The sequence below is a fragment of the Vannielia sp. SX4 genome (assembly GCF_052828525.1).
Genome location: NZ_CM128247.1, coordinates 3,974,092 through 3,992,486, shown reverse-complemented (window position 1 = coordinate 3,992,486; position 18,395 = coordinate 3,974,092). Strand labels below are relative to the sequence as shown.

Below are 18,395 nucleotides of genomic sequence, written 5' to 3'. Positions count from 1 at the left end.
CGCACTTCTGTGTGCCGGGTCATGGCACGGCATTGCCTTTTTTACCCCTTATGACGTGGGCCGCATGTGTGCGGGCCGCCGTGATTTGGCAGGGGCGGTTTGTTTGGGTGTGAAACAAACATAAAAAGGGACGGGAAATTCGGATGCCACAAAGCAGATGGGGCCAGGTCAGTCAGTCGCTGAAGTCGACGGTGGGGCAGAACAACTTCAAGACCTGGATCGAGCCGCTCAAGCTGAACAGCCTTGAAGACGGCGTTGCGCATTTCGAGGTTCCGACGAACTTCTTTGGCAACTGGGTGAGCCGGAACTTCTCGGACACCATCGTGAAGCACATGAGCCGCGACGGGCTCGAGGTGCGCCGGCTTGAGTTTCGGGTGCCGTCCGCCCGGAGTGGGGCCGCTGCCGCCCCCGCCGCTGCCGATGCGCCCGCCAAGGAAGCTGCCTCTCAGGGTGCGGGCCGTCCTGCCGCCGCCGCGGGTGCTGGCTCCGACACCTCCAATGGCTCCCATGACGATGACCAGCCCGGCGCCACGCTCGACGAGCGCTTCACCTTCGACAGCTTCGTTGTCGGCAAGCCGAACCAACTGGCCTACACCGCCGCGCGCCGTGTGTCCGAAGGCGGGCCGCTGACCTTCAACCCGCTGTTCCTTTATGGCGGCTCCGGCCTCGGCAAGACCCACCTGATGCATGCCATCGCATGGGCGCTGAAGGAGAACTGCCCGGAGAAGAAGGTGGTTTACCTGTCGTCCGACCAGTTCATGTATCGCTTTGTCCGCGCGCTGCGCGAAGACGGCATGCACGAGTTCAAGGAAGCCTTCCGCTCGGTCGATGTGCTGATGGTGGATGACGTGCAATTCTTCGCGGGCAAGAACAGCACGCAGGAAGAGTTCTTTCATACGTTCAACGCGCTCTCCGACCAGGGCAAGCAGATCGTCATCAGCGCCGACCGTGCGCCGCATGACATCAAGAAGATCGAAGACCGCATCGCCAGCCGCCTGGCCTCTGGCCTCGTGGTGGACCTGCACCCGACCGATTACGAGCTGCGCCTCGGCATCCTTCAGCAGAAGGCCGACTTCTACCGGAGCCACTATGGCAATCTCGAGATCGGCAAGCATGTGCTGGAGTTCCTCGCGCATCGGATCACCGGCAACGTCCGCACGCTGGAAGGCGCGCTGACCCGGATCTTCGCCTTCGGCAACCTCGTGGGCCGCGAAGTGACGCTGGACATGGTGCAGGAGTGCCTCGCCGACCTGCTCCGCGCCTCCGAGCGCAAGCTGACCATCGAAGAGATCCAGCGCCGGGTGTGCGAGCATTACAATGTGCGCATCTCCGACATGAATGGCCCCAAGCGGCACCGCACCATTGCCCGCCCGCGGCAGGTTGCGATGTTCCTCGCCAAGGGCCTGACCTCGCGCTCGCTGCCCGAGATCGGCCGCCGCTTTGGCAACCGCGATCACACCACGGTGCTCTATGCCGTGCGCAAGATCGAAGAGATGATCCAGACCGACAGCACGCTCGCGGATGATATCGAGATGCTGAAGCGGATGCTGGAAGCCTGAGCCGGGCGGTGGGCGGATTGCCCACCTCAAGGCGCAAATCCGGCGGTGGTACCAAGCCCCGCCGGAGCTGTTGCAGGAGGTGCCCTTGACGCCCCTGCAAAACTCACGAAACTGCGAGAAACAACTTGCCTGCGGGGGGGATTTGCATAGTCTGCGCCTCCCGGCACCATGGGGGACTGAGCAATGAAATTCTCGATCGAGCGGGCCGTTCTGCTGAAGGCCATCGCGCAGGCGCAATCGGTTGTGGAGCGACGCAATACCATTCCGATTTTGGCCAATGTGCTGATCGAGGCCGAGGGCGATGGCGTGCAGTTCCGCGCGACGGACCTTGATATCGAGGTGGTCGACAAGGCCCCGGCGATGGTCGAGAAGGCGGGCGCGACGACGGTGAGCGCGGTAACGCTGCACGAGATCGTCCGCAAGCTGCCCGATGGCGCGCAGGTGCAACTCTCTGACGACTCTGCCGCTGGCCGGCTGACGGTGGAGGCGGGGCGCTCCAACTTCTCGCTCGCCACCCTGCCGAAAGAGGACTTTCCGGTCATGGCGTCGAGCGAATACGGCGCCAACTTCAGCGCCGGTGCGGCCACACTGCGGCGGCTGTTCGACAAGAGCAAGTTTGCGATTTCGACCGAGGAAACGCGGTATTACCTTAACGGCGTTTACATGCATGTGGCCACCGGCGAGGACGGGCAGGCGCTGCGCTGCGTGGCGACCGATGGTCACCGGCTGGCCCGTGTGGATGCCCCGCTGCCCGAGGGCGCCGAGACGATGCCTGGTGTGATCGTGCCGCGCAAGACGGTGGGCGAGCTGCGCAAGCTCTTGGATGACGACGAGGCGCAGATTGCCGTGTCGGTCAGCGAGACCAAGGTGCGGTTTGCCACCCCCGAAATCACTCTGACCAGCAAGGTGATTGACGGCACCTTCCCCGATTACACCCGCGTCATCCCGACCGGGAACACCAAGAAGCTCGAGGTGGATGCCGCCGAGTTCGCCAAGGCTGTCGACCTGGTGTCGACAGTCAGCAGCGAGCGCAGCCGCGCGGTGAAGCTCTCGCTCGACGAAGACCGGCTGGTGCTGTCGGTCAACTCGCCCGACAGCGGCGCGGGCTCGGCCGAGCTAGCGGTGGCCTATGGCGACGAGCATCTGGAGATTGGCTTCAACGCCAAGTATCTCACCGAGATCGCCAGCCAGGTGGACCGGGAGAACGCGGTGTTTATGTTCAACTCCGCGGGCGACCCGACCCTGATGCGCGAAGGCTCCGACACCTCGGCGCTCTATGTCGTGATGCCGATGCGGGTTTGAGGTCGCGCGGGTCTTGGCCCGCGCAACGCTGATGCCCCGCCTTGCCCTCACATCCCTGACCCTCTCGCACTTCCGCTCGCACCGCCGGGCGGAATTGGTGCTGGATGGCCGCCCGGTCGCCCTTTGGGGACCGAACGGGGCGGGCAAGACCAACGTGCTGGAGGCGGTGTCGATGCTCTCGCCGGGGCGCGGGCTGCGCCGGGCCTCTGCCGAGGAAATGGCACGCGCGCCCGAGGCGCTGGGCTGGAAGGTGAAGGCGGATCTGGTCTCGCTGGGGCATATGCACGAGCTGGAGACGTGGGCCGATGCGGGGGCCACGGGCCGGGCGGTGAAGATCGACGGGAAGGCCGCGGCGCAGGTGGCGCTGGGGCGGCTGGCGCGGGTCGTCTGGCTGGTGCCGTCGATGGACAGGCTCTGGATCGAGGGGGCGGAGGGGCGGCGGCGCTTCTTGGACCGGATCGTGCTGAGCTTCGAGCCGACCCATGGCGAGGCGGTGCTGGCCTATGAGAAGGCAATGCGCGAGCGCAACCGGCTGCTGAAGGACATGGTGCGCGACGCCCATTGGTACGCCGCCTTGGAGGCCCGGATGGGCGAAGAGGGCGCGCGGATTCACCGGAACCGGGAAGAGGCGCTCACGCGGCTGGCCGAGGCGCAGGGGGAGGCGGATGGGGCCTTTCCGGCGGCTGAACTGGTGCTGACCCACCCTGAGCCGGCCTGCGATGCGCCGGGGGAGGCGGAGGCGCTGGTGGCTGCTTTGGCCGAGGGCCGGGCGCGTGACCTTGCCGCGACTCGTACGCTGACCGGGCCGCACCGTGCCGACCTTGATGCGACCTATATCGCCAAGGGCACGCCCGCGCGGCTGTGTTCGACAGGGGAGCAGAAGGCGCTGCTGCTGTCGCTGATCCTCGCCAATGCGCGGGCGCTGGCGGAGGACTTCGGCGCGCCGCCGCTGCTGCTGCTCGACGAAGTCGCGGCCCATCTGGATGCCGGGCGGCGGGCAGCACTTTATGCCGAGATCGAGCGGCTCGGCGCGCAGGCCTTCATGACCGGCACCGGGGCGGAGCTGTTCGAGGAGCTGGGCGGCAAGGCGCAGCATTTCGAGGTGACGGAAGACGGCGGGATTTCGACCGTCAGCGAGGTGACGGTGTGAGGCAGGTGTTGCTGCTGAGGGGCATCAACGTGGGCGGCCACGGCAAGCTGCCGATGGCGGAGCTGCGGGCGCTGCTGGAGGGTCTAGGGGCCACGGGGGTACAAAGCTATATCCAGTCGGGCAACGTGGTGCTGAGCGATGCGCCTGATGTGGAGGAGATCGAAGCGGCGATCGAGGCAGGGTTCGGCTTTCGGCCCGCGTGCCTTTTGATCGGGGCAGATGACTGGCGGGCGGCGATGGAGGCGGACCCGTTCAAGGAGGCGCGGGAGACGCCGAAGCTGCTGCATTACTTCTTCTGCGCGCGCCAACCTGCGGCTGACATGCTGGCGGTTGAGAAGGCGTTGGAGAATGGAGAACGGGCCGAGCTGCTGGGCAGGGTGCTCTACTTTCATGCACCGAACGGCATGGGCAAATCGAAGTTTCCGGCCAAGGTAGAGCGGCTCTTGGGCACACCCGCCACGGCGCGCAACTTTGCGACCGTCGCCAAGCTCGCGGAGATGCTGGACGCGCCATGACGATCACTCCTGCCGAGCTGGGGCTCTATGCCTTTGCGCTCCTGATCCTGTTTCTGACCCCTGGCCCGGTGTGGATGGCGCTCACCGCGCGGGCGCTTTCGGGGGGCTTTCATGCGGCATGGCCGCTGGCGATGGGCGTGGTCATCGGCGATGTGCTGTGGCCCTTCCTTGCGATCTACGGGATCACGTGGGTGACGACCGTCTTTGCCGGTTTCATGACCGTGCTGAAGTTCGTCGCCGCCGCGATCTTCCTCGTGATGGGGGCGCTGATCTTACGGAATGCGAGCAAGTCGATTGCCACCGACAGCCGCCTGACCCGCCCCGGCATGTGGGCAGGGTTCGCGGCGGGCGTGGCGGTGATTCTGGCCAACCCAAAGGCGATCCTGTTCTACATGGGTGTGCTGCCGGGGTTCTTTGACCTCACGCAGGTGACATGGGGCGACATTGCGACCATCACGGCGATCTCTGCGGTGGTGCCGCTGGTGGGCAACCTCTTTTTCGCGCTGATGATCGACCGGGCGCGGCGGCTGCTCGCGTCGCCGAAGGCGCTGCGTCGGACGAACATCGTGGCGGGGAGCCTGCTGATCGTGGTGGGACTGATCATTCCGTTCACCTGACGGAAAACGTCACTGGCGTTCAGGGGCTTGCCCGGTATCCTGCCGGAAATGCGCCTGCTCGTTCTTGTCATCCTCTGCATCACGGCCCTGCCTGCCCTCGCTGAGAAGCGGGTGGCGCTGGTGATCGGGAATGACCGGTACGAGGCGATGCGGCCGCTGCGAAATGCGGCGAATGATGCCGACACGGTGGGCGCCGCGCTGGAGGCGCTGGGCTTCGAGGTGGCCTATGAGCGCGACCGCGACAAGCGGCGGATGGAGCGGGCGCTGGAAGACCTCGAGTATGACGGCGAGGGCGCCGATGTGGCGGTGGTCTATTTCGCCGGTCACGGCTTTGAGGTGGGGGGCGACAACCGGTTGCTGCCGGTGGATGGCGACGGCGAGAGCCTCGAGAGCCTGATGGAAACCTCGCTGAGCCTTGGCGAAATCCGCGCCCGGGTGGCAAAAATCGCTCCGGTGGTGGTGGTGCTGGTGGATGCCTGCCGGGTGGACCCGTTCGAGGGCGCCACGGATGGCCGGGCGGCGATTGCACTGAAGGCGGGCGAGGCGCCGGGCTTTGCCGCCGTACCGAGGGCGGAGGGCACGCTGATTGGCTTTTCGACCGCGCCGGGGGCGGTGGCGCTGGACGGGGAGGGCAGCAACTCGCCCTTCGCTGCCGCGCTGGCGAGGCATCTGGAGACGCCGGGGCTGGAGGTGCGCTCGGTGCTGACGCTGGTGCAGCAGGAGGTGTATGACCGGACGCGGGGTGCGCAGCTTCCCTACGTGGAGAGCGCCTTGCCGAGGCTGTTCTTTGCCGCCGGGCAGAGTGATGCCTTGCCCGAGCGGGAGCGGCTGCTCTTGGCGATGGCCGACCTCACGCCGGACTTGCGAGCCGAGGTGGAGCGGGTTGCAACGGATGCGCAGGTTCCGCTCGCGCCGATCTACGGGGCGCTGCTGGCGGCGGAACTGACCGAGGCCTCGCCCACCGAGCGGGCCGAGAAGCTGGCGGAGGCGGCGCGGGCCTTCAACGACACGCAGGCGCAACTGCGTGCCCTTTCGGCCTCTGATGGCGAGGTGGCGGAGCTGCGGGATGTGGCGGAGAGCCAGCTTTCGCTCGGGGATTTCACTGGCGCACTGGACACACTCGACGAGGCGATTGCGCGCGACCGGGCCTCGGGCGATGCTCTGGCCGAAAATCTCGTGGCGCGGCGGCTCTCGGAGGCGGACACGCTAGTGCTGAAGGCGGGGTTTGCCCGCACCCGGCTGGATTATGCGCAGGCCATCGAGGCGCTGGCGCGGGCCTCGGCGCTGCACGTCGAACTGGCCGGGCTGGTCACGGACGAGGCCCACCGCCGCGCACGCGTGGAGGTGGCCCGCGAGCTGGGCGAGCTGCGCCGGATCACCGGGGACGGTCCGGGCGCGCGGGCAGCCTTTGACGAGATGCTGACAGCGGCCAAGGTGCTGTTGGTGATTGCCCCCTCCGAAGAGGCGGCGCTGCTGGTGTTTCAAGCGCATATGGAGATCGGCTATGCGCAAATGGCGGCGGCGGATTTTGGTGGCGCGATCGACAGTTTCGCCACCGCGATCGACGCGCTGCGGGCCACCGACCAGACGGGCAAGCTGCATGAGATGAACATGTGGGCCGCCGAGGTTGCGGTGGGCGATACGGCGATGGCGCTGGGCAGCTACCGCTCGGCCCTGCGCAGCTACACCACGGCCAACGAGCGGATCACGAAGGCGCTGCCGGAGATGCCGGAGGACGCCGAGGAACGGCTGAAGCTGGCCACCAGCTACGAGCGGCTGGGCGATGCCCAGATGGCGCTGGGCCTCTCCGAGGAGGCATTTGACACCTATTGGAAGGGCTTCGACAGCGTTGGCAATTGGGGCACTGTCACCAAGGGCGATCCGGCATTGCGCAGCCGGATGATGCTTCGGATCGGGCAGATCGGCACGAAGGCGGGCCGCGCGGCGCTGGTGAACAAGGAGTTCGCCACCGCGCTGGCCTATCTGGAGCGGATGGTCGAGTTCCTCCGCACGGCCTACGAGGAAGATCCGCAGCAGGTGGAAATGCAGCAGCGCTATGCCGCCGCGCTGGCGAGCCTTGGCGACGCGCAGATGCGCCATTCAGACCATGCGGCGGCTTCGAAGAGCCTGACGCAGGCGATTGCCCTGCTGGAGCCGCTCATCGCGCTCGACCCGGGCAATGCGAACTACCGTTACGAGCTGGCGCTGGCTTGGTCGCTCTATGGCGAGCAGCAGGTGGTGGACCAGCAGTGGGACAGCGCGCTGGAATACCTCGCCGCCGCCATAGGGGCCATGGATGACCTGTTCGAGATCAACAGCTCCAATGCGATCTGGCTGTGGGAATATGCCGACGTGCACCAGCGTCGGGGGCGGCTGGCCGAACAGCGCGAGCGGTTTGCCGTGGCGATGGAAGATTACGCGGTGGCGGCGCGCTACTCGGGCATCATGTCGGAGTTTCAGGCCGACAGTCCGCAGGGGCGCACGCGGCATGCGCAGAACCTCTTCTACCTCGGCAACATGCAGATCACCCTTGGCCAGTGGCAGCAGGCGGCGGCCACCCAGAGCGAGCTGGTGGCGCTGCTGGAGCGGATCGCGGTGGAGGAGCCGGGCAACATCATGCGGGTGGGCGAGCTGGCGATGGCGCAGCTGCGGCTGGGCGATGCACAGGGCTGGCTGGGGCAGGATGGTGCCGCCGCAGAGGGGTTTGCCGCCGCGCTGGAGGGCTTCGATGCCGTGCTGGCCGAGCGCTACGACTACAACGCGTGGTACTGGGCGGCGAAGACCGAGGAGGTCTGGGCGGAGATGGAGCGGCGCTATGGCCGGGGAGAGGCGGCGCTGGCCCACCACCGCGAGGCGCTGCGGCGGCGGGAAGGGCTGCTGGAGAAGCGCGACAACCGCTGGCACATCGGCCACCTCGTGGGCCTCAGCCACGAGCAGATCGGCACGGTACTGGCCGAGCTGGGCCGCAAGGAGGAGGCCATCGCCGCGCACCGGCGGGCGATGGAGATCCGCAAGGCCCTGCTGTTGGAGATTCCGCAGGACATGGGGATCACCCGCACGCTCTTTGTCAGCCACTTCCTGCTGGCCGAACTGGGCGATGCTCCGGTGCAGAATTACCGCGCCGCGGTGGAGGTTCTGGACCGTATGGAGGCGCGCGGCGCGCTAAGCGAGGAAGACGCTGGATGGCGGGATGAAATCCGCACCCGGATCGCAGCGCTGGAGGCCGAAAAAACCCCCGAAAAACAGCCCTGAAAACGCCTGCCTTCGCGTGACATCCCCGGCCTGAACGCTTATAAATCCGGCACAACAACAACGGACAGGCGGCATGGCCGAAAACGCACAGGCACCCGAAGAATACGGCGCAGATTCCATCAAGGTTCTCAAAGGCTTGGAGGCGGTCCGCAAACGCCCCGGCATGTATATCGGCGATACCGACGATGGCTCGGGCCTGCATCACATGGTCTATGAGGTCGTCGACAACGGGATCGACGAGGCGCTGGCCGGGCACGCCGACCGGGTGACGGTGACTTTGCACGCCGATAATTCGGTTTCTGTTAGCGACAACGGGCGCGGGATTCCGGTGGATATGCACCCTGAAGAGGGCGTAAGCGCCGCCGAGGTCATCATGACCCAGCTGCACGCGGGCGGTAAGTTTGACAGCAACTCCTACAAGGTGTCGGGCGGCTTGCACGGCGTGGGCGTTTCGGTGGTGAACGCGCTCTCCGACTGGCTGGAGCTGCGCATCTGGCGGAACGGCAAGGAGCACACCGCGCGGTTTGAGCGGGGCGAGACCGCCGAGCACCTGAAGGTGGTGGGCGAAGCCGAGGGCAAGAAGGGCACCGAGGTGCGGTTTCTGGCCTCGACAGACACGTTCTCGAACCTCGATTACAGCTTCAAGACGCTGGAAACCCGACTGCGGGAACTGGCCTTCCTCAACTCCGGTGTCCGCATCGTGCTGCGCGACGAGCGCCCGGCTGAGCCGCTGGAAACCGAGCTGTTCTACGAAGGTGGCGTGCGCGAGTTCGTGAAGTATCTCGACCGGCACAAGACCGCGATGATCGAGAGCCCGATCTTTATGGAAGGGGAGAAGGACGGTATCGGCGTGGAAGTGGCGATGTGGTGGAACGACAGCTACCACGAGACGGTGCTGCCCTTCACCAACAACATCCCGCAGCGCGATGGCGGCACGCATATGGCGGGCTTCCGGGGCGCGCTGACCCGCACGATCAACCTTTATGCGCAGTCTTCCGGGATCGCGAAGAAGGAGAAGGTTAGCTTTTCGGGCGATGATGCGCGCGAGGGGCTGACCTGCGTGCTGAGCGTCAAGGTGCCGGACCCGAAGTTCTCCAGCCAGACCAAGGACAAGCTGGTCTCCTCCGAGGTGCGGCCTGCCGTGGAGAGCCTCGTGAACGAGAAGCTCGCGGAGTGGTTCGAGGAGCACCCGACCGAGGCGCGGCAGATCGTGGGCAAGATCATCGAGGCTGCGCTGGCCCGTGAGGCCGCCCGCAAGGCGCGTGAGTTGACCCGCCGCAAGACGGCGATGGATGTGGCGAGCCTGCCGGGCAAACTGGCGGATTGCCAAGAGAAGGATCCGAGCAAGTCGGAACTCTTCATCGTCGAGGGTGACTCTGCTGGTGGCTCGGCCAAGCAGGGCCGGGCGCGGGGCAATCAGGCGGTGCTGCCGCTGCGGGGCAAGATCCTCAACGTGGAGCGGGCGCGGTTTGACCGGATGCTCTCGTCGGAGACGGTAGGCACGCTGATCACCGCGCTCGGCACCGGGATCGGGCGCGACGAGTTCAACATCGAGAAGCTGCGCTACCACAAGATCATCATCATGACCGATGCCGATGTGGACGGTGCGCACATCCGGACGCTGCTGCTGACCTTCTTCTACCGACAGATGCCGGAGATCATCGAGGGCGGCTATCTCTACATCGCGCAGCCGCCGCTCTACAAGGTTTCGCGTGGGAGATCAGAGGTTTACCTCAAGGACGTGCCGGCGCTGGAAGATTACCTGATCGCACAGGGCGTGGAGGGCGCGGTGCTGCGGCTGCCCTCTGGCGAGGAGATCGCCGGGCAGGATCTGGCCCGCGTGGCCGAGGCGGCGCGGAGCTTCCGCCGCATCCTGCAGGCCTTCCCGACCCATTACCCGACCCGCATTCTGGAGCAGGCGGCTCTGGCCGGGGCCTTCGAGCCCGGCGCGGCGGACAGCGACCTTCAGGCCGTGGCCGATGCCATTGCCGCCCGGCTTGACCAGGTGGCGGTGGAATACGAGCGCGGCTGGCAGGGGCGGATCACGCAGGATCATGGTATCCGGCTGGCCCGCATCCTGCGCGGGGTCGAAGAGATCCGCACGCTCGACGGCGCCGTGCTGCGCTCGGGCGAGGCCCGGCGGCTGGCGCAGGTGGCCCGCGAGAGCGGCGACACCTACAAGCAGACCGGCATGCTCTCGCGCCGCGATCGTGAGACCGCCATCCACGGCCCGCTCGACCTGCTGGAGGCGATCCTTGACGAGGGCGAGCGCGGGCTGACGCTGCAGCGCTACAAGGGTCTGGGCGAGATGAACCCCGATCAGCTGTGGGAGACGACGCTGGACCCGGAGGCGCGCACGCTGTTGCAGGTGAAGGTGGAGGATCTGGCGGAGGCCGACGACCTTTTCACCAAGCTGATGGGCGACGTGGTGGAACCCCGCCGCGAGTTCATCCAGCAGAACGCGCTGAGCGTGGAGAACCTCGACTTCTGAGGATGTTATGACGGTTGACGGCATGGCCGGAGTCCATTTGGATTTCGGCCATGTTGCGTTGGGGCATTCTTGGGTTTGTCGTCGCGGGCTTGGGTGCCTGCACCGAGGCGAACCATTTGGGCAATCCGCTGTTGCTGCCCGTTCGGGGCGTGGCCGCCGGGCTTGAGAACGCCGCTTATGGCAAGCGGCGGGCGGCGGTGAAGGCTTGGATCACGGAGCATGAGGCGGCGATGCGGGCCGAGCGGTTTGACGGGCCGGTGACGGGGGCTTTGTTGGCGGAACTGCCGGAAGGCGCGCGGGCGCAGGTGCGGGCCGATCTGCAGGAGGCCGCGCGTTACTCGGATTTTGCAGAGCGGGCGACGCTCGCCTTTATGGTGCACCGGGGCTGAGCGCCCATGTAACGGCGTCGAGCCCGGCGAGGCGGCAAAGGCGGGTGAGTTCGGCATTGAGCTTCTCGTCGCGGGCCTTCGAGGGGCGAATGCCCGGCTCGGACCAGCGGTTAATTACCGTCAGGGTGCCGGATTTGCGGTCGGCCTTTGCCTCAATCCGCCCGAAGAAACGGTCACCTTCGAGCAGGGGGAAGACGTAGTAGCCCCATTGGCGCTTTTCGGCGGGGACGAACATTTCGACGGTGTAGTCGAAGCCGAAGAGGCGCTTGAGGCGGATGCGGTCGCGGATGGCCGGATCGAAGGGGTTGAGGATGCGCAGGCGGGATGTCGGGGCTTGCAGGGCGGCGATACGCGCCTCGATGTCGGGGCACGCCAGAGCTTTGAGTGTGCTGCCGTCGGCGGTTTGGACTTCCACGGGGATCAGTTCTGCGGCCTGATCGGCCCATTGGGCGGTTTCGGCCACGGTGGTGGCGTCCCAGAACTTGCGGATCTCGCCTGGGGTGCCGAAGCCGAGGCGGTGCAGGGCGGCGTGGCTGAGCCAGTCGATTTGCGCCTCATCGGGGAGGTGCTGCTCGCGCAGGTGGGCAGGGAAGATGCGCTCGGCGAGGTCGTAGTGCTTGGTAAAGCCGTCTCGGTGGCAGGTGGCGAGCTCGCCGGAAAACCACAGAAAATCAAGGGCCTTCTTGTGCGGCGGGCGGTGCCACATCTCCTTGGGGCCTTCGTGGACGTGCTCGAAATCGCGGGTGCAGAGCGGGCCCTCGTCGGCCACGCGGGCCTTCACCGAGGCGAGCAGGTCGGGGTCGAGCTTGCCCCACCATGCGGAGCGCGAGATCTTCTCGCGCATGCGGCGGAACTGGCGTTGCCACATGGGAAGGAACTCCATCGGCAGGACGGAGGCATCATGGGTGAAGTGCTCGAAGACGGCGCGGTGCTTGCCCAAGAGCTTGTCCATCACCGGCTCGCGGTAGTTGGCGTTGCGCGACCACATGATGTGGTGGTGGGCGCGGGAGACGACTTGGATGGAGTCGAGCTGGACGAAGCCGAGATCGTGGATGATCTGCGGCGCGTCGAGCTTGCCGGTTGGCGGGGTAGCGAGGCCATGGGTGGTGAGCCAGAGGGCGCGGGCCTGGGCGTTGGTGATGGTGAGCGCGGTCATGGCGGCAGGATTGGGCCGGGGGCGCGGGAGTTGCAATCCGGTTGCTGACATTTGGCGGCGGTTGGGGTTTGCTTTGCCCAGCGACGGCGGGAGGACAGCATGGGCAGCGAGGATCGGCGGGCCGGGGTGTTTTATGACAAGCTCGGAGATTGGAAGGCGGAGATGGAGGCGGTGCGTGCTGTGCTGCTGGCCGGACCGCTGGAGGAGACCTTCAAATGGCGGCAGCCCTGCTACGTGTGGAACGGGACCAATGTGTGCATGCCGGGCGGCTATGGCGGGCGGTGCAGGCTCTCATTCTTTCGCGGGGTACTGCTGGACGATCCCGAGGGGCTGTTGGTGCCGCCGGGGCCGAACAGCCGGGCGGCGCGAGTAATGGAGTTTCACTCGGTGGAGGAGGTCGAGGCAGCGCGAGGGGCGATCGAGGGGTTCGTCGCGCAGGCCGTGAAGCTCGTGGAGGAGGGGCGGACGGTGGATTTGCCGGCGGATGACTTTGAGCTGGTGGAGGAACTGGAGGAAGCCTTAGCGGGCGATGATGCGTTGCGGGAGGCCTGGGAGGCGCTGACGCCGGGGCGTCGGCGCGGGTGGGCGCTGCACTTTGGCGGGGCGAAGAAGGCAGAGACGCGGGTTGGCCGGATCGAGAAGGCGCGGGATGCAATTTTGGACGGCAAGGGCATGCACGACCGGTAGGGAGCCGAGGCAAGTGCCGACCTAGGCCAGTGTCTCCAAGCCCGCGCGCAGCCTGTCGTTCAGCGGCTTGGGGCGGCGGGTTTCAGCATCGACATAGACGTGGGTGAAGAAGCCCTCGGCGGCGGCTTCGTCACTCTCACCGGCGAAAAGCGCGATCTCCCAGCGGACGGAACTGGTGCCGATCTTCGCGACGCGGATGCCGGAGGTGACCGGCGCGGGGAAGCGGATTTCAGACAGGAAACGGCAGCCGCTTTCGACCATCACGCCGATCTGGTCGCCATTCAGGATGTCCAGGAGGCCCTCGTTGACGAGCCATGCGTTCACGGCGGTGTCGAACAGCTCGTAATAGGCCACGTTGTTGAGGTGGCCGTAGGGGTCCATGTCTTTCCAGCGAGTGTCATGGGTGGTGAGCGCGCGATACTGGGCGCGGGTGGCGGGCGGCGTTTTCATGCCGCCGATCAGAGCCCGAGCCAGTGGCGGATGGCAAGGGCGACGAGGCCCAATGCCAGAACCGACCCGGCATAGAGACCGATGAACCAGAGCGCCCGGCGCATCAGTGGTAGCCCGAGTCCGCGTCGATCTTGCCGCGGAAGACCCAGTAGGCGAAGGCGGTATAGGCGAGGATGATCGGGATCAGGATGCCTGCGCCGATCAACATGAAGAGCTGGGATTTTTCGGGTGCGGCGGCCTCCCAGATCGTGACCTCGGTGGGCACGATGTAGGGGAACATCGACACGCCGAGGCCGCCGAAGCAGAGGATGAAGAGGGCGAGCGCCAGCAGGAACGGCGAGAGCTCGGCAGACGCCATGCGCAGGCGGGTGAGCAGGCCGAAGAAGGCAGCGGCGGTGAGGGCGGCGACGACCACGGCGAGGCCCCAGCCCCAACCGGTGAACCAACGGCTATAGTAGCCCTCCTGCAGGAACGGGGTCCAGAGCGAGACTACGGCGATGAAGCCGACAGTGAGCGGGGCGAATAGCATGGCCCAGCGGCGCATCCGGTTTTGCAGGTCGCCGGTGGTCTTGAGCACCAGCCAGCAGGCGCCGAGCAGCATGTAGCCAGCCATCACGCCAAGCCCGACGGCGAGGGTGAAGGGGGTGAGCCAATCCCACCAGCCGCCCGCGTATTGGCGGGCGGCCTCGTCGATCTCGATGCCTTGGAGGAGGGCGCCGAGGATGATGCCTTGAGACAGGGCGGCGAGGGCGGAGCCGGAGATGAAGGCGACATCCCAGAGCGGCTTCCAGCGTTCGGTACGCCAGCGGAACTCGAAGGCGACGCCGCGGAAGATGAGCGCAAGCAGCATGGCGATGACGGGGGCATAGACCGCCGGGAGGATCAGCGCGTAGGCCAGCGGGAAGGCGGCGAAGAGGCCACCGCCGCCGAGGACGAGCCATGTTTCGTTGCCGTCCCAGACGGGGGCGACGGAGTTCATCATCACGTCACGGTCTTTGCGGCGTGGCTCAAGCGCGAAGAGCATGCCGAGGCCGAGGTCGAACCCGTCAAGCACGACGTAGACCAGCACCGCGAAGGCGATGACGAAGGCCCAGATCACGGTGAGGTCGAAGGAGATGCCTTCAGCGAGGGGCATTGGTCATTCCTCCTTGGGGGCGTCGGGCACCGGCGAGCGGCCAGCGGCGCGGGTTGGGCCTGTGGTCACGTCTTTCAGGCGTGGTTCTGAGGGGCTGGGCTCGTGGCCCATGAGGCGCAGGATATACCATGTGCCGGCGCCGAAGACGGCGAAATAGACCACGATGAAGGCCATGAGCGAGGCGCCGACGGCGGGGGCATCCAGCGGCGCGGCGCTGTCGGCGGTGCGCAGCAGGCCGTAGACGGTGAAGGGCTGGCGGCCGACCTCTGTGGTGACCCAACCGGCCAGCACGGCGACAAGGCCGGAGGGGCCCATGAGCATGGCGGCGCGGTGGAGCATGGGCCAGTCGTAGAGCCGGCCCCGTGCGCGGGCGAGCAGCGACCAGAGGCCGAGGCCGAGCATGGCGAAGCCGATCATCACCATGATGCGGAAGGCCCAGAAGACGATGAACACCGGTGGCTGGTCCTCGTCCGGCACGGTATCCAGCCCGTCGAGCGGGGCGTTCAGCTCATGCTTGAGGATCAGCGACGACAGCTTGGGGATGCCCACCGCGTAATCGAGCGTTTGCGTTTCGTCATTGGGCCAGCCGAAGAGGTAGAGCGGTGCGCCCTCGGGGTGGCTCTCGTAGTGGCCCTCCATCGCCATGACCTTGACCGGCTGGTGCTCCAGCGTGTTCAAGCCGTGGGCATCACCGAGGAAGATCTGGATCGGCGCGACGATGGCGGCCATCCACATCGCCATGGAGAACATGGTGCGGCTTTCGCCGGTGGCGATCTCGCCCCGGCGGCGGTGGCGCAGCAGGTGCCAGGCGCCCACGCCGCCGACGATGAAGGCGGTGGTGAGGTAGGCCGCGGTGACGGTGTGCGCGAGCCGGTAGGGGAAGGAGGGGTTAAAGATGATCTGCCAGAAATCCTCGGGCAGAAACTGGCCTGTCTCCGGGTCGATGCTGAAGCCTGCGGGCGTGTGCATCCACGAGTTCACCGAGAGAATCCAGAAGGCTGAGATGAAGGTGCCGACCGCGACCATGGCGGTGGCGGCCATATGGAGGCCCGGCCCGACGCGGTCGCGCCCGAAGAGCATGATCCCGAGGAAACCCGCTTCGAGGAAGAAGGCGGAGAGCACCTCGTAGGCCATCGGCGCGCCGATCACCGGGCCGGCCTTGTCGGAGAACACCGACCAATTGGTACCAAACTGGTAGGACATAACGATGCCCGAGACCACGCCCATGGCGAAGGCGAGGGCGAAGATCTTCACCCAGTAGCGGAAGAGGTTGAGGAAGCGTTCCTGCTTGGTCCAGAGCCAGAGTGCGTTGAGCACGGCGAGGTAGGAGGCCAGCCCGATGGTGAAGGCCGGGAACAGGAAGTGGAACGAGACCGTGAAGGCGAATTGCAGGCGGGCGAGGAAGACGGCGTCGAAGGTTTCGAACATCTCTGATCGTCATGTCTGTTTCGGTTCGCGTTGGAGGTAGGTTAACGGCACGGGCTGTCGATGCGGAGTGCCGGTTTGCCGCAGGGGCGAAAATCGGCGCCCGATTTCCGGCTGCGCCGCTTTGGGAGGCGGTCTAGGCTGGGGTCATGCTGTTCAGGTTGCCAGATGATGACACGCTCTATGCCGCGCTGATGGCGCGGGATGCGAGCTATGAGGGGCGGGCGCTGGTGTGCGTGCGCTCGACCGGGATTTTCTGCCGGCTCACCTGCCCGGCGCGCAAGCCGTTGCGGGAGAACTGCGAGTTCAGGGAGACGGCGCAGGCCTGCATCGAGGCGGGCTACCGGGCGTGCAAACGGTGCAGGCCGCTGGAGGCGCTGACCGATGACCTGACGGTGACGGCGTTGGTGGAGGCGCTGGCCGCTGATCCGGCCCGGCGCTGGACCGAGGCCGATGTGGCGTCGGAGGGTTATGACCCCTCTACGGTGCGACGGGCCTTCAAGCGAGCCTTCGGCACGACCTTTCTGGAGATGGCACGGCAGCGGCGCTTGCTGGCCGGGCTTCAGGTGCTGGGCGAGGGCGGCAAGGTGATCGAGGCGCAGCATGATGCGGGGTTCGAGAGTGCCTCGGCCTTTCGGGCGGCCTTTGCGAAGATGCTGGGCGTGGCGCCCGGCAGCTTTGACCGCAAGCCGCTGCTGATGGCCGACTGGATCGACACGCCACTGGGGCCGATGGTGGCGGTGAGCGATGCGCGGGCGCTGCACCTTTTGGAGTTCGTAGGGCGAAAGGCCCTGCCGCGCGAGCTGCAGCGGCTCCATACCGGGGCGAAGGGCGCGCTGGGCTTTGGCCGCCCCGCGCCGACAAGCCAGGTGGCGGCGGAGCTGGGGCGGTTCTTTCGGGCCGAAAGCGCAGAGTTCGGGGTGCCGCTTGCGCTGCATGGCTCGGAGTTCACGCGGGAGGTCTGGGCCGCGCTTCGGGATATCCCGGCAGGGCAGACGCGGAGCTATGGTGAGGTGGCGCGGGCGATAGGGCGGCCCGATGCGGTGCGGGCCGTGGCGCGGGCGAACGGGGCGAACCAGATTGCGCTGGTGATCCCCTGTCACCGGGTGATCGGTGCCGATGGCAGCCTGACCGGCTACGGGGGCGGGCTATGGCGCAAGGAGCGGCTCATTGCGCTGGAGCGTGGGTTTGCGGCCCGCGCGGCCTAGTTGTTGCCCGCGTTGGGCCCGGCCAGATCGTTCTTGACCATCCAGCCCGCCAGCCGGGTCATCATCGTGCCCTGATCCTGCTGCTTGATCGCACGGGGGCTGCGCCCCTCGATCTCGTCGACGAAGGCGGTCACGTAATCTTCCTGCGCGTCGTCGAGCCAGAAGAGCAGGCGGGTGAAGGCATTGAAGTTGTCGTGGATCTCTTCGATCTCGTAGCGGGTGCCGCCGTTCTCGGGCCGGAAGCTCTGGCGGGCCATAGAGCTGACGCCGCTTTCGGGCACCACGGAATGGGTGATGATCTCGCCCTCCGCGCTTTCGATAACCCTCTGTTTGTAACCCATTTCGCGGGTGCAGGGCTCGAAGGTGGATTCATCGGGGATGTTGGCGGTGAACCAGATCGGAAAGAACCCCTCATCATCGGGCTGGCCGCAGCGGTGGTGGCCCTTGGTCTCGCCCGGCTGCAGGATCATTGCCCCCTCCAGCGCTTCGGGCGCGACCGGAACCCATGTGCTGTGGGCGGTACGCAATGTGCGGGTGGGCAGGGCCATGAGCGCGGTGGGCAGAAGCCAGACCAGAACGAAGGTGCCCGCAAGGAAGGTCATGAACAGACGGATGATCTGCCATTGCACATGCCGGTCGGCCAGCGCCGGGGCATCGGCATAAAGCGTCATCTCGCCGGTGGTGGCCAAGAGGCCGGTGAACATGAGCGCCATCGGCAGCGCCTCTGTCCAGCCAGCGGGAAAGGTGACGTGGTGCCAGACCACGAAGCCGGTCCAGAGGGCCATGACCACAAGCAGAGTGGCCGGGTCAGCGAGCGGGGCGATGCCCGGCGCGAGCGTGGCGGAAAGGCCCGCGCCGAGGAGTGGCAGGGCCGAGAAAAGCGCAATGCGGCGGCGCAGGCGCATCAGCCGGTAGGGCGCGTGATAGGACCAGAAGCTTTGATCGGACATCTCGGACATCGCGGGGCCTTTCGTTTCGGGGCTTCAAGATGGCGCACCGCGGCGGCGGCAATATGGCGGCGGCTTGGCAATTTTGTCCCGCTGGGTGCCGGCAACCTCA

At 66.4% G+C, this 18,395-nt stretch carries 16 protein-coding genes; 10 read left to right on the top strand and 6 right to left on the bottom strand.

Annotated features, from left to right (window positions below; translation table 11 throughout):
* The first annotated feature begins 143 nt into the window (after positions 1–143).
* The 8 genes from dnaA (at position 144) to ACUXVX_RS19720 (ending at position 11,275) form a co-directional block, all read left to right on the top strand.
* Positions 144–1,559 carry a chromosomal replication initiator protein DnaA gene (gene dnaA / locus ACUXVX_RS19755; RefSeq protein ID WP_222471979.1) on the top strand — a complete coding sequence of 472 codons (1,416 nt, stop codon included), beginning with the start codon at positions 144–146 and terminating at the stop codon, positions 1,557–1,559.
* A 183-nt stretch (positions 1,560–1,742) separates the two neighbouring features.
* Positions 1,743–2,861, top strand: a complete 1,119-nt coding sequence (gene dnaN, locus ACUXVX_RS19750) for a DNA polymerase III subunit beta (RefSeq protein ID WP_222471980.1) — start codon at positions 1,743–1,745, stop codon at positions 2,859–2,861.
* Between the two features lie 31 nt (positions 2,862–2,892).
* The gene (gene recF / locus ACUXVX_RS19745) at positions 2,893–4,011 is read left to right on the top strand and encodes a DNA replication/repair protein RecF (RefSeq protein WP_446309638.1); all 1,119 of its coding nucleotides are present in this window, start codon (positions 2,893–2,895) and stop codon (positions 4,009–4,011) included.
* Positions 4,012–4,016: 5 nt separating this feature from the next.
* Positions 4,017–4,526, top strand: a complete 510-nt coding sequence (locus ACUXVX_RS19740) for a DUF1697 domain-containing protein (protein WP_446309637.1) — start codon at positions 4,017–4,019, stop codon at positions 4,524–4,526.
* Complete coding sequence (locus tag ACUXVX_RS19735) at positions 4,523–5,143, top strand: LysE family translocator (RefSeq protein ID WP_446309636.1); 621 nt, start codon at positions 4,523–4,525, stop codon at positions 5,141–5,143. The genes ACUXVX_RS19740 and ACUXVX_RS19735 overlap by 4 nt, the downstream gene beginning before the upstream one ends.
* A gap of 48 nt (positions 5,144–5,191) precedes the next feature.
* Entirely contained in the window at positions 5,192–8,395 is a 3,204-nt protein-coding gene (locus ACUXVX_RS19730; protein WP_446309635.1) for a caspase family protein, read from the top strand.
* 73 nt (positions 8,396–8,468) lie between these two features.
* A complete protein-coding gene (gyrB, locus tag ACUXVX_RS19725; RefSeq protein ID WP_222471985.1) occupies positions 8,469–10,886 on the top strand; it encodes a DNA topoisomerase (ATP-hydrolyzing) subunit B in 2,418 nt (805 codons plus the stop codon).
* Between the two features lie 50 nt (positions 10,887–10,936).
* Positions 10,937–11,275, top strand: coding sequence for a hypothetical protein (locus ACUXVX_RS19720; RefSeq protein WP_446309634.1), 339 nt, complete (start codon positions 10,937–10,939; stop codon positions 11,273–11,275).
* Here the strand turns inward: ACUXVX_RS19720 and ACUXVX_RS19715 are convergent.
* Entirely contained in the window at positions 11,256–12,431 is a 1,176-nt protein-coding gene (locus tag ACUXVX_RS19715; protein WP_446309633.1) for a winged helix-turn-helix domain-containing protein, read from the bottom strand. The genes ACUXVX_RS19720 and ACUXVX_RS19715 overlap by 20 nt on opposite strands.
* A 99-nt stretch (positions 12,432–12,530) precedes the next feature.
* Between ACUXVX_RS19715 and ACUXVX_RS19710 the strand changes: the two genes are divergently transcribed.
* Positions 12,531–13,118, top strand: coding sequence for a YdeI/OmpD-associated family protein (locus tag ACUXVX_RS19710; RefSeq protein WP_446309632.1), 588 nt, complete (start codon positions 12,531–12,533; stop codon positions 13,116–13,118).
* 21 nt (positions 13,119–13,139) lie between these two features.
* Here ACUXVX_RS19710 and ACUXVX_RS19705 read toward each other — a convergent pair whose 3' ends face one another.
* From ACUXVX_RS19705 to ACUXVX_RS19690, 4 genes are read right to left on the bottom strand one after another with little or no spacing between them, the layout of a single operon-like run.
* Positions 13,140–13,568 (bottom strand): acyl-CoA thioesterase, encoded by a 429-nt coding sequence (locus tag ACUXVX_RS19705; protein WP_446309631.1) that lies wholly within the window; start codon positions 13,566–13,568, stop codon positions 13,140–13,142.
* Positions 13,569–13,576: 8 nt separating this feature from the next.
* Positions 13,577–13,672 (bottom strand): DUF2474 family protein, encoded by a 96-nt coding sequence (locus tag ACUXVX_RS19700; protein WP_222496570.1) that lies wholly within the window; start codon positions 13,670–13,672, stop codon positions 13,577–13,579.
* Positions 13,672–14,703 carry a cytochrome d ubiquinol oxidase subunit II gene (cydB, locus tag ACUXVX_RS19695; RefSeq protein ID WP_446309630.1) on the bottom strand — a complete coding sequence of 344 codons (1,032 nt, stop codon included), beginning with the start codon at positions 14,701–14,703 and terminating at the stop codon, positions 13,672–13,674. The genes ACUXVX_RS19700 and cydB overlap by 1 nt, the downstream gene beginning before the upstream one ends.
* Positions 14,704–14,706: 3 nt before the next feature.
* A complete protein-coding gene (locus ACUXVX_RS19690) occupies positions 14,707–16,131 on the bottom strand; it encodes a cytochrome ubiquinol oxidase subunit I (RefSeq protein WP_446309629.1) in 1,425 nt (474 codons plus the stop codon).
* Between the two features lie 146 nt (positions 16,132–16,277).
* Between ACUXVX_RS19690 and ACUXVX_RS19685 the strand changes: the two genes are divergently transcribed.
* Positions 16,278–17,336, top strand: coding sequence for a bifunctional transcriptional activator/DNA repair enzyme AdaA (locus tag ACUXVX_RS19685; RefSeq protein WP_446309628.1), 1,059 nt, complete (start codon positions 16,278–16,280; stop codon positions 17,334–17,336).
* Here ACUXVX_RS19685 and ACUXVX_RS19680 read toward each other — a convergent pair.
* Complete coding sequence (locus ACUXVX_RS19680) at positions 17,333–18,286, bottom strand: hypothetical protein (protein WP_446309627.1); 954 nt, start codon at positions 18,284–18,286, stop codon at positions 17,333–17,335. The genes ACUXVX_RS19685 and ACUXVX_RS19680 overlap by 4 nt on opposite strands.
* Between the last annotated feature and the right edge of the window lie 109 nt (positions 18,287–18,395).

Coding starts and splice junctions, on each gene's coding strand:
- gyrB (WP_222471985.1), top strand. CDS start 8,469: ATGGCCGAAAACGCACAGGCACCCGAAGAATACGGCGCAGATTCCATC.
- dnaN (WP_222471980.1), top strand. CDS start 1,743: ATGAAATTCTCGATCGAGCGGGCCGTTCTGCTGAAGGCCATCGCGCAG.
- ACUXVX_RS19730 (WP_446309635.1), top strand. CDS start 5,192: ATGCGCCTGCTCGTTCTTGTCATCCTCTGCATCACGGCCCTGCCTGCC.
- ACUXVX_RS19720 (WP_446309634.1), top strand. CDS start 10,937: ATGTTGCGTTGGGGCATTCTTGGGTTTGTCGTCGCGGGCTTGGGTGCC.
- recF (WP_446309638.1), top strand. CDS start 2,893: ATGCCCCGCCTTGCCCTCACATCCCTGACCCTCTCGCACTTCCGCTCG.
- ACUXVX_RS19690 (WP_446309629.1), bottom strand. CDS start 16,131: ATGTTCGAAACCTTCGACGCCGTCTTCCTCGCCCGCCTGCAATTCGCC.
- ACUXVX_RS19685 (WP_446309628.1), top strand. CDS start 16,278: ATGCTGTTCAGGTTGCCAGATGATGACACGCTCTATGCCGCGCTGATG.
- dnaA (WP_222471979.1), top strand. CDS start 144: ATGCCACAAAGCAGATGGGGCCAGGTCAGTCAGTCGCTGAAGTCGACG.
- ACUXVX_RS19715 (WP_446309633.1), bottom strand. CDS start 12,431: ATGACCGCGCTCACCATCACCAACGCCCAGGCCCGCGCCCTCTGGCTC.
- ACUXVX_RS19735 (WP_446309636.1), top strand. CDS start 4,523: ATGACGATCACTCCTGCCGAGCTGGGGCTCTATGCCTTTGCGCTCCTG.
- ACUXVX_RS19705 (WP_446309631.1), bottom strand. CDS start 13,568: ATGAAAACGCCGCCCGCCACCCGCGCCCAGTATCGCGCGCTCACCACC.
- ACUXVX_RS19680 (WP_446309627.1), bottom strand. CDS start 18,286: ATGTCCGATCAAAGCTTCTGGTCCTATCACGCGCCCTACCGGCTGATG.
- cydB (WP_446309630.1), bottom strand. CDS start 14,703: ATGCCCCTCGCTGAAGGCATCTCCTTCGACCTCACCGTGATCTGGGCC.
- ACUXVX_RS19700 (WP_222496570.1), bottom strand. CDS start 13,672: ATGCGCCGGGCGCTCTGGTTCATCGGTCTCTATGCCGGGTCGGTTCTG.
- ACUXVX_RS19710 (WP_446309632.1), top strand. CDS start 12,531: ATGGGCAGCGAGGATCGGCGGGCCGGGGTGTTTTATGACAAGCTCGGA.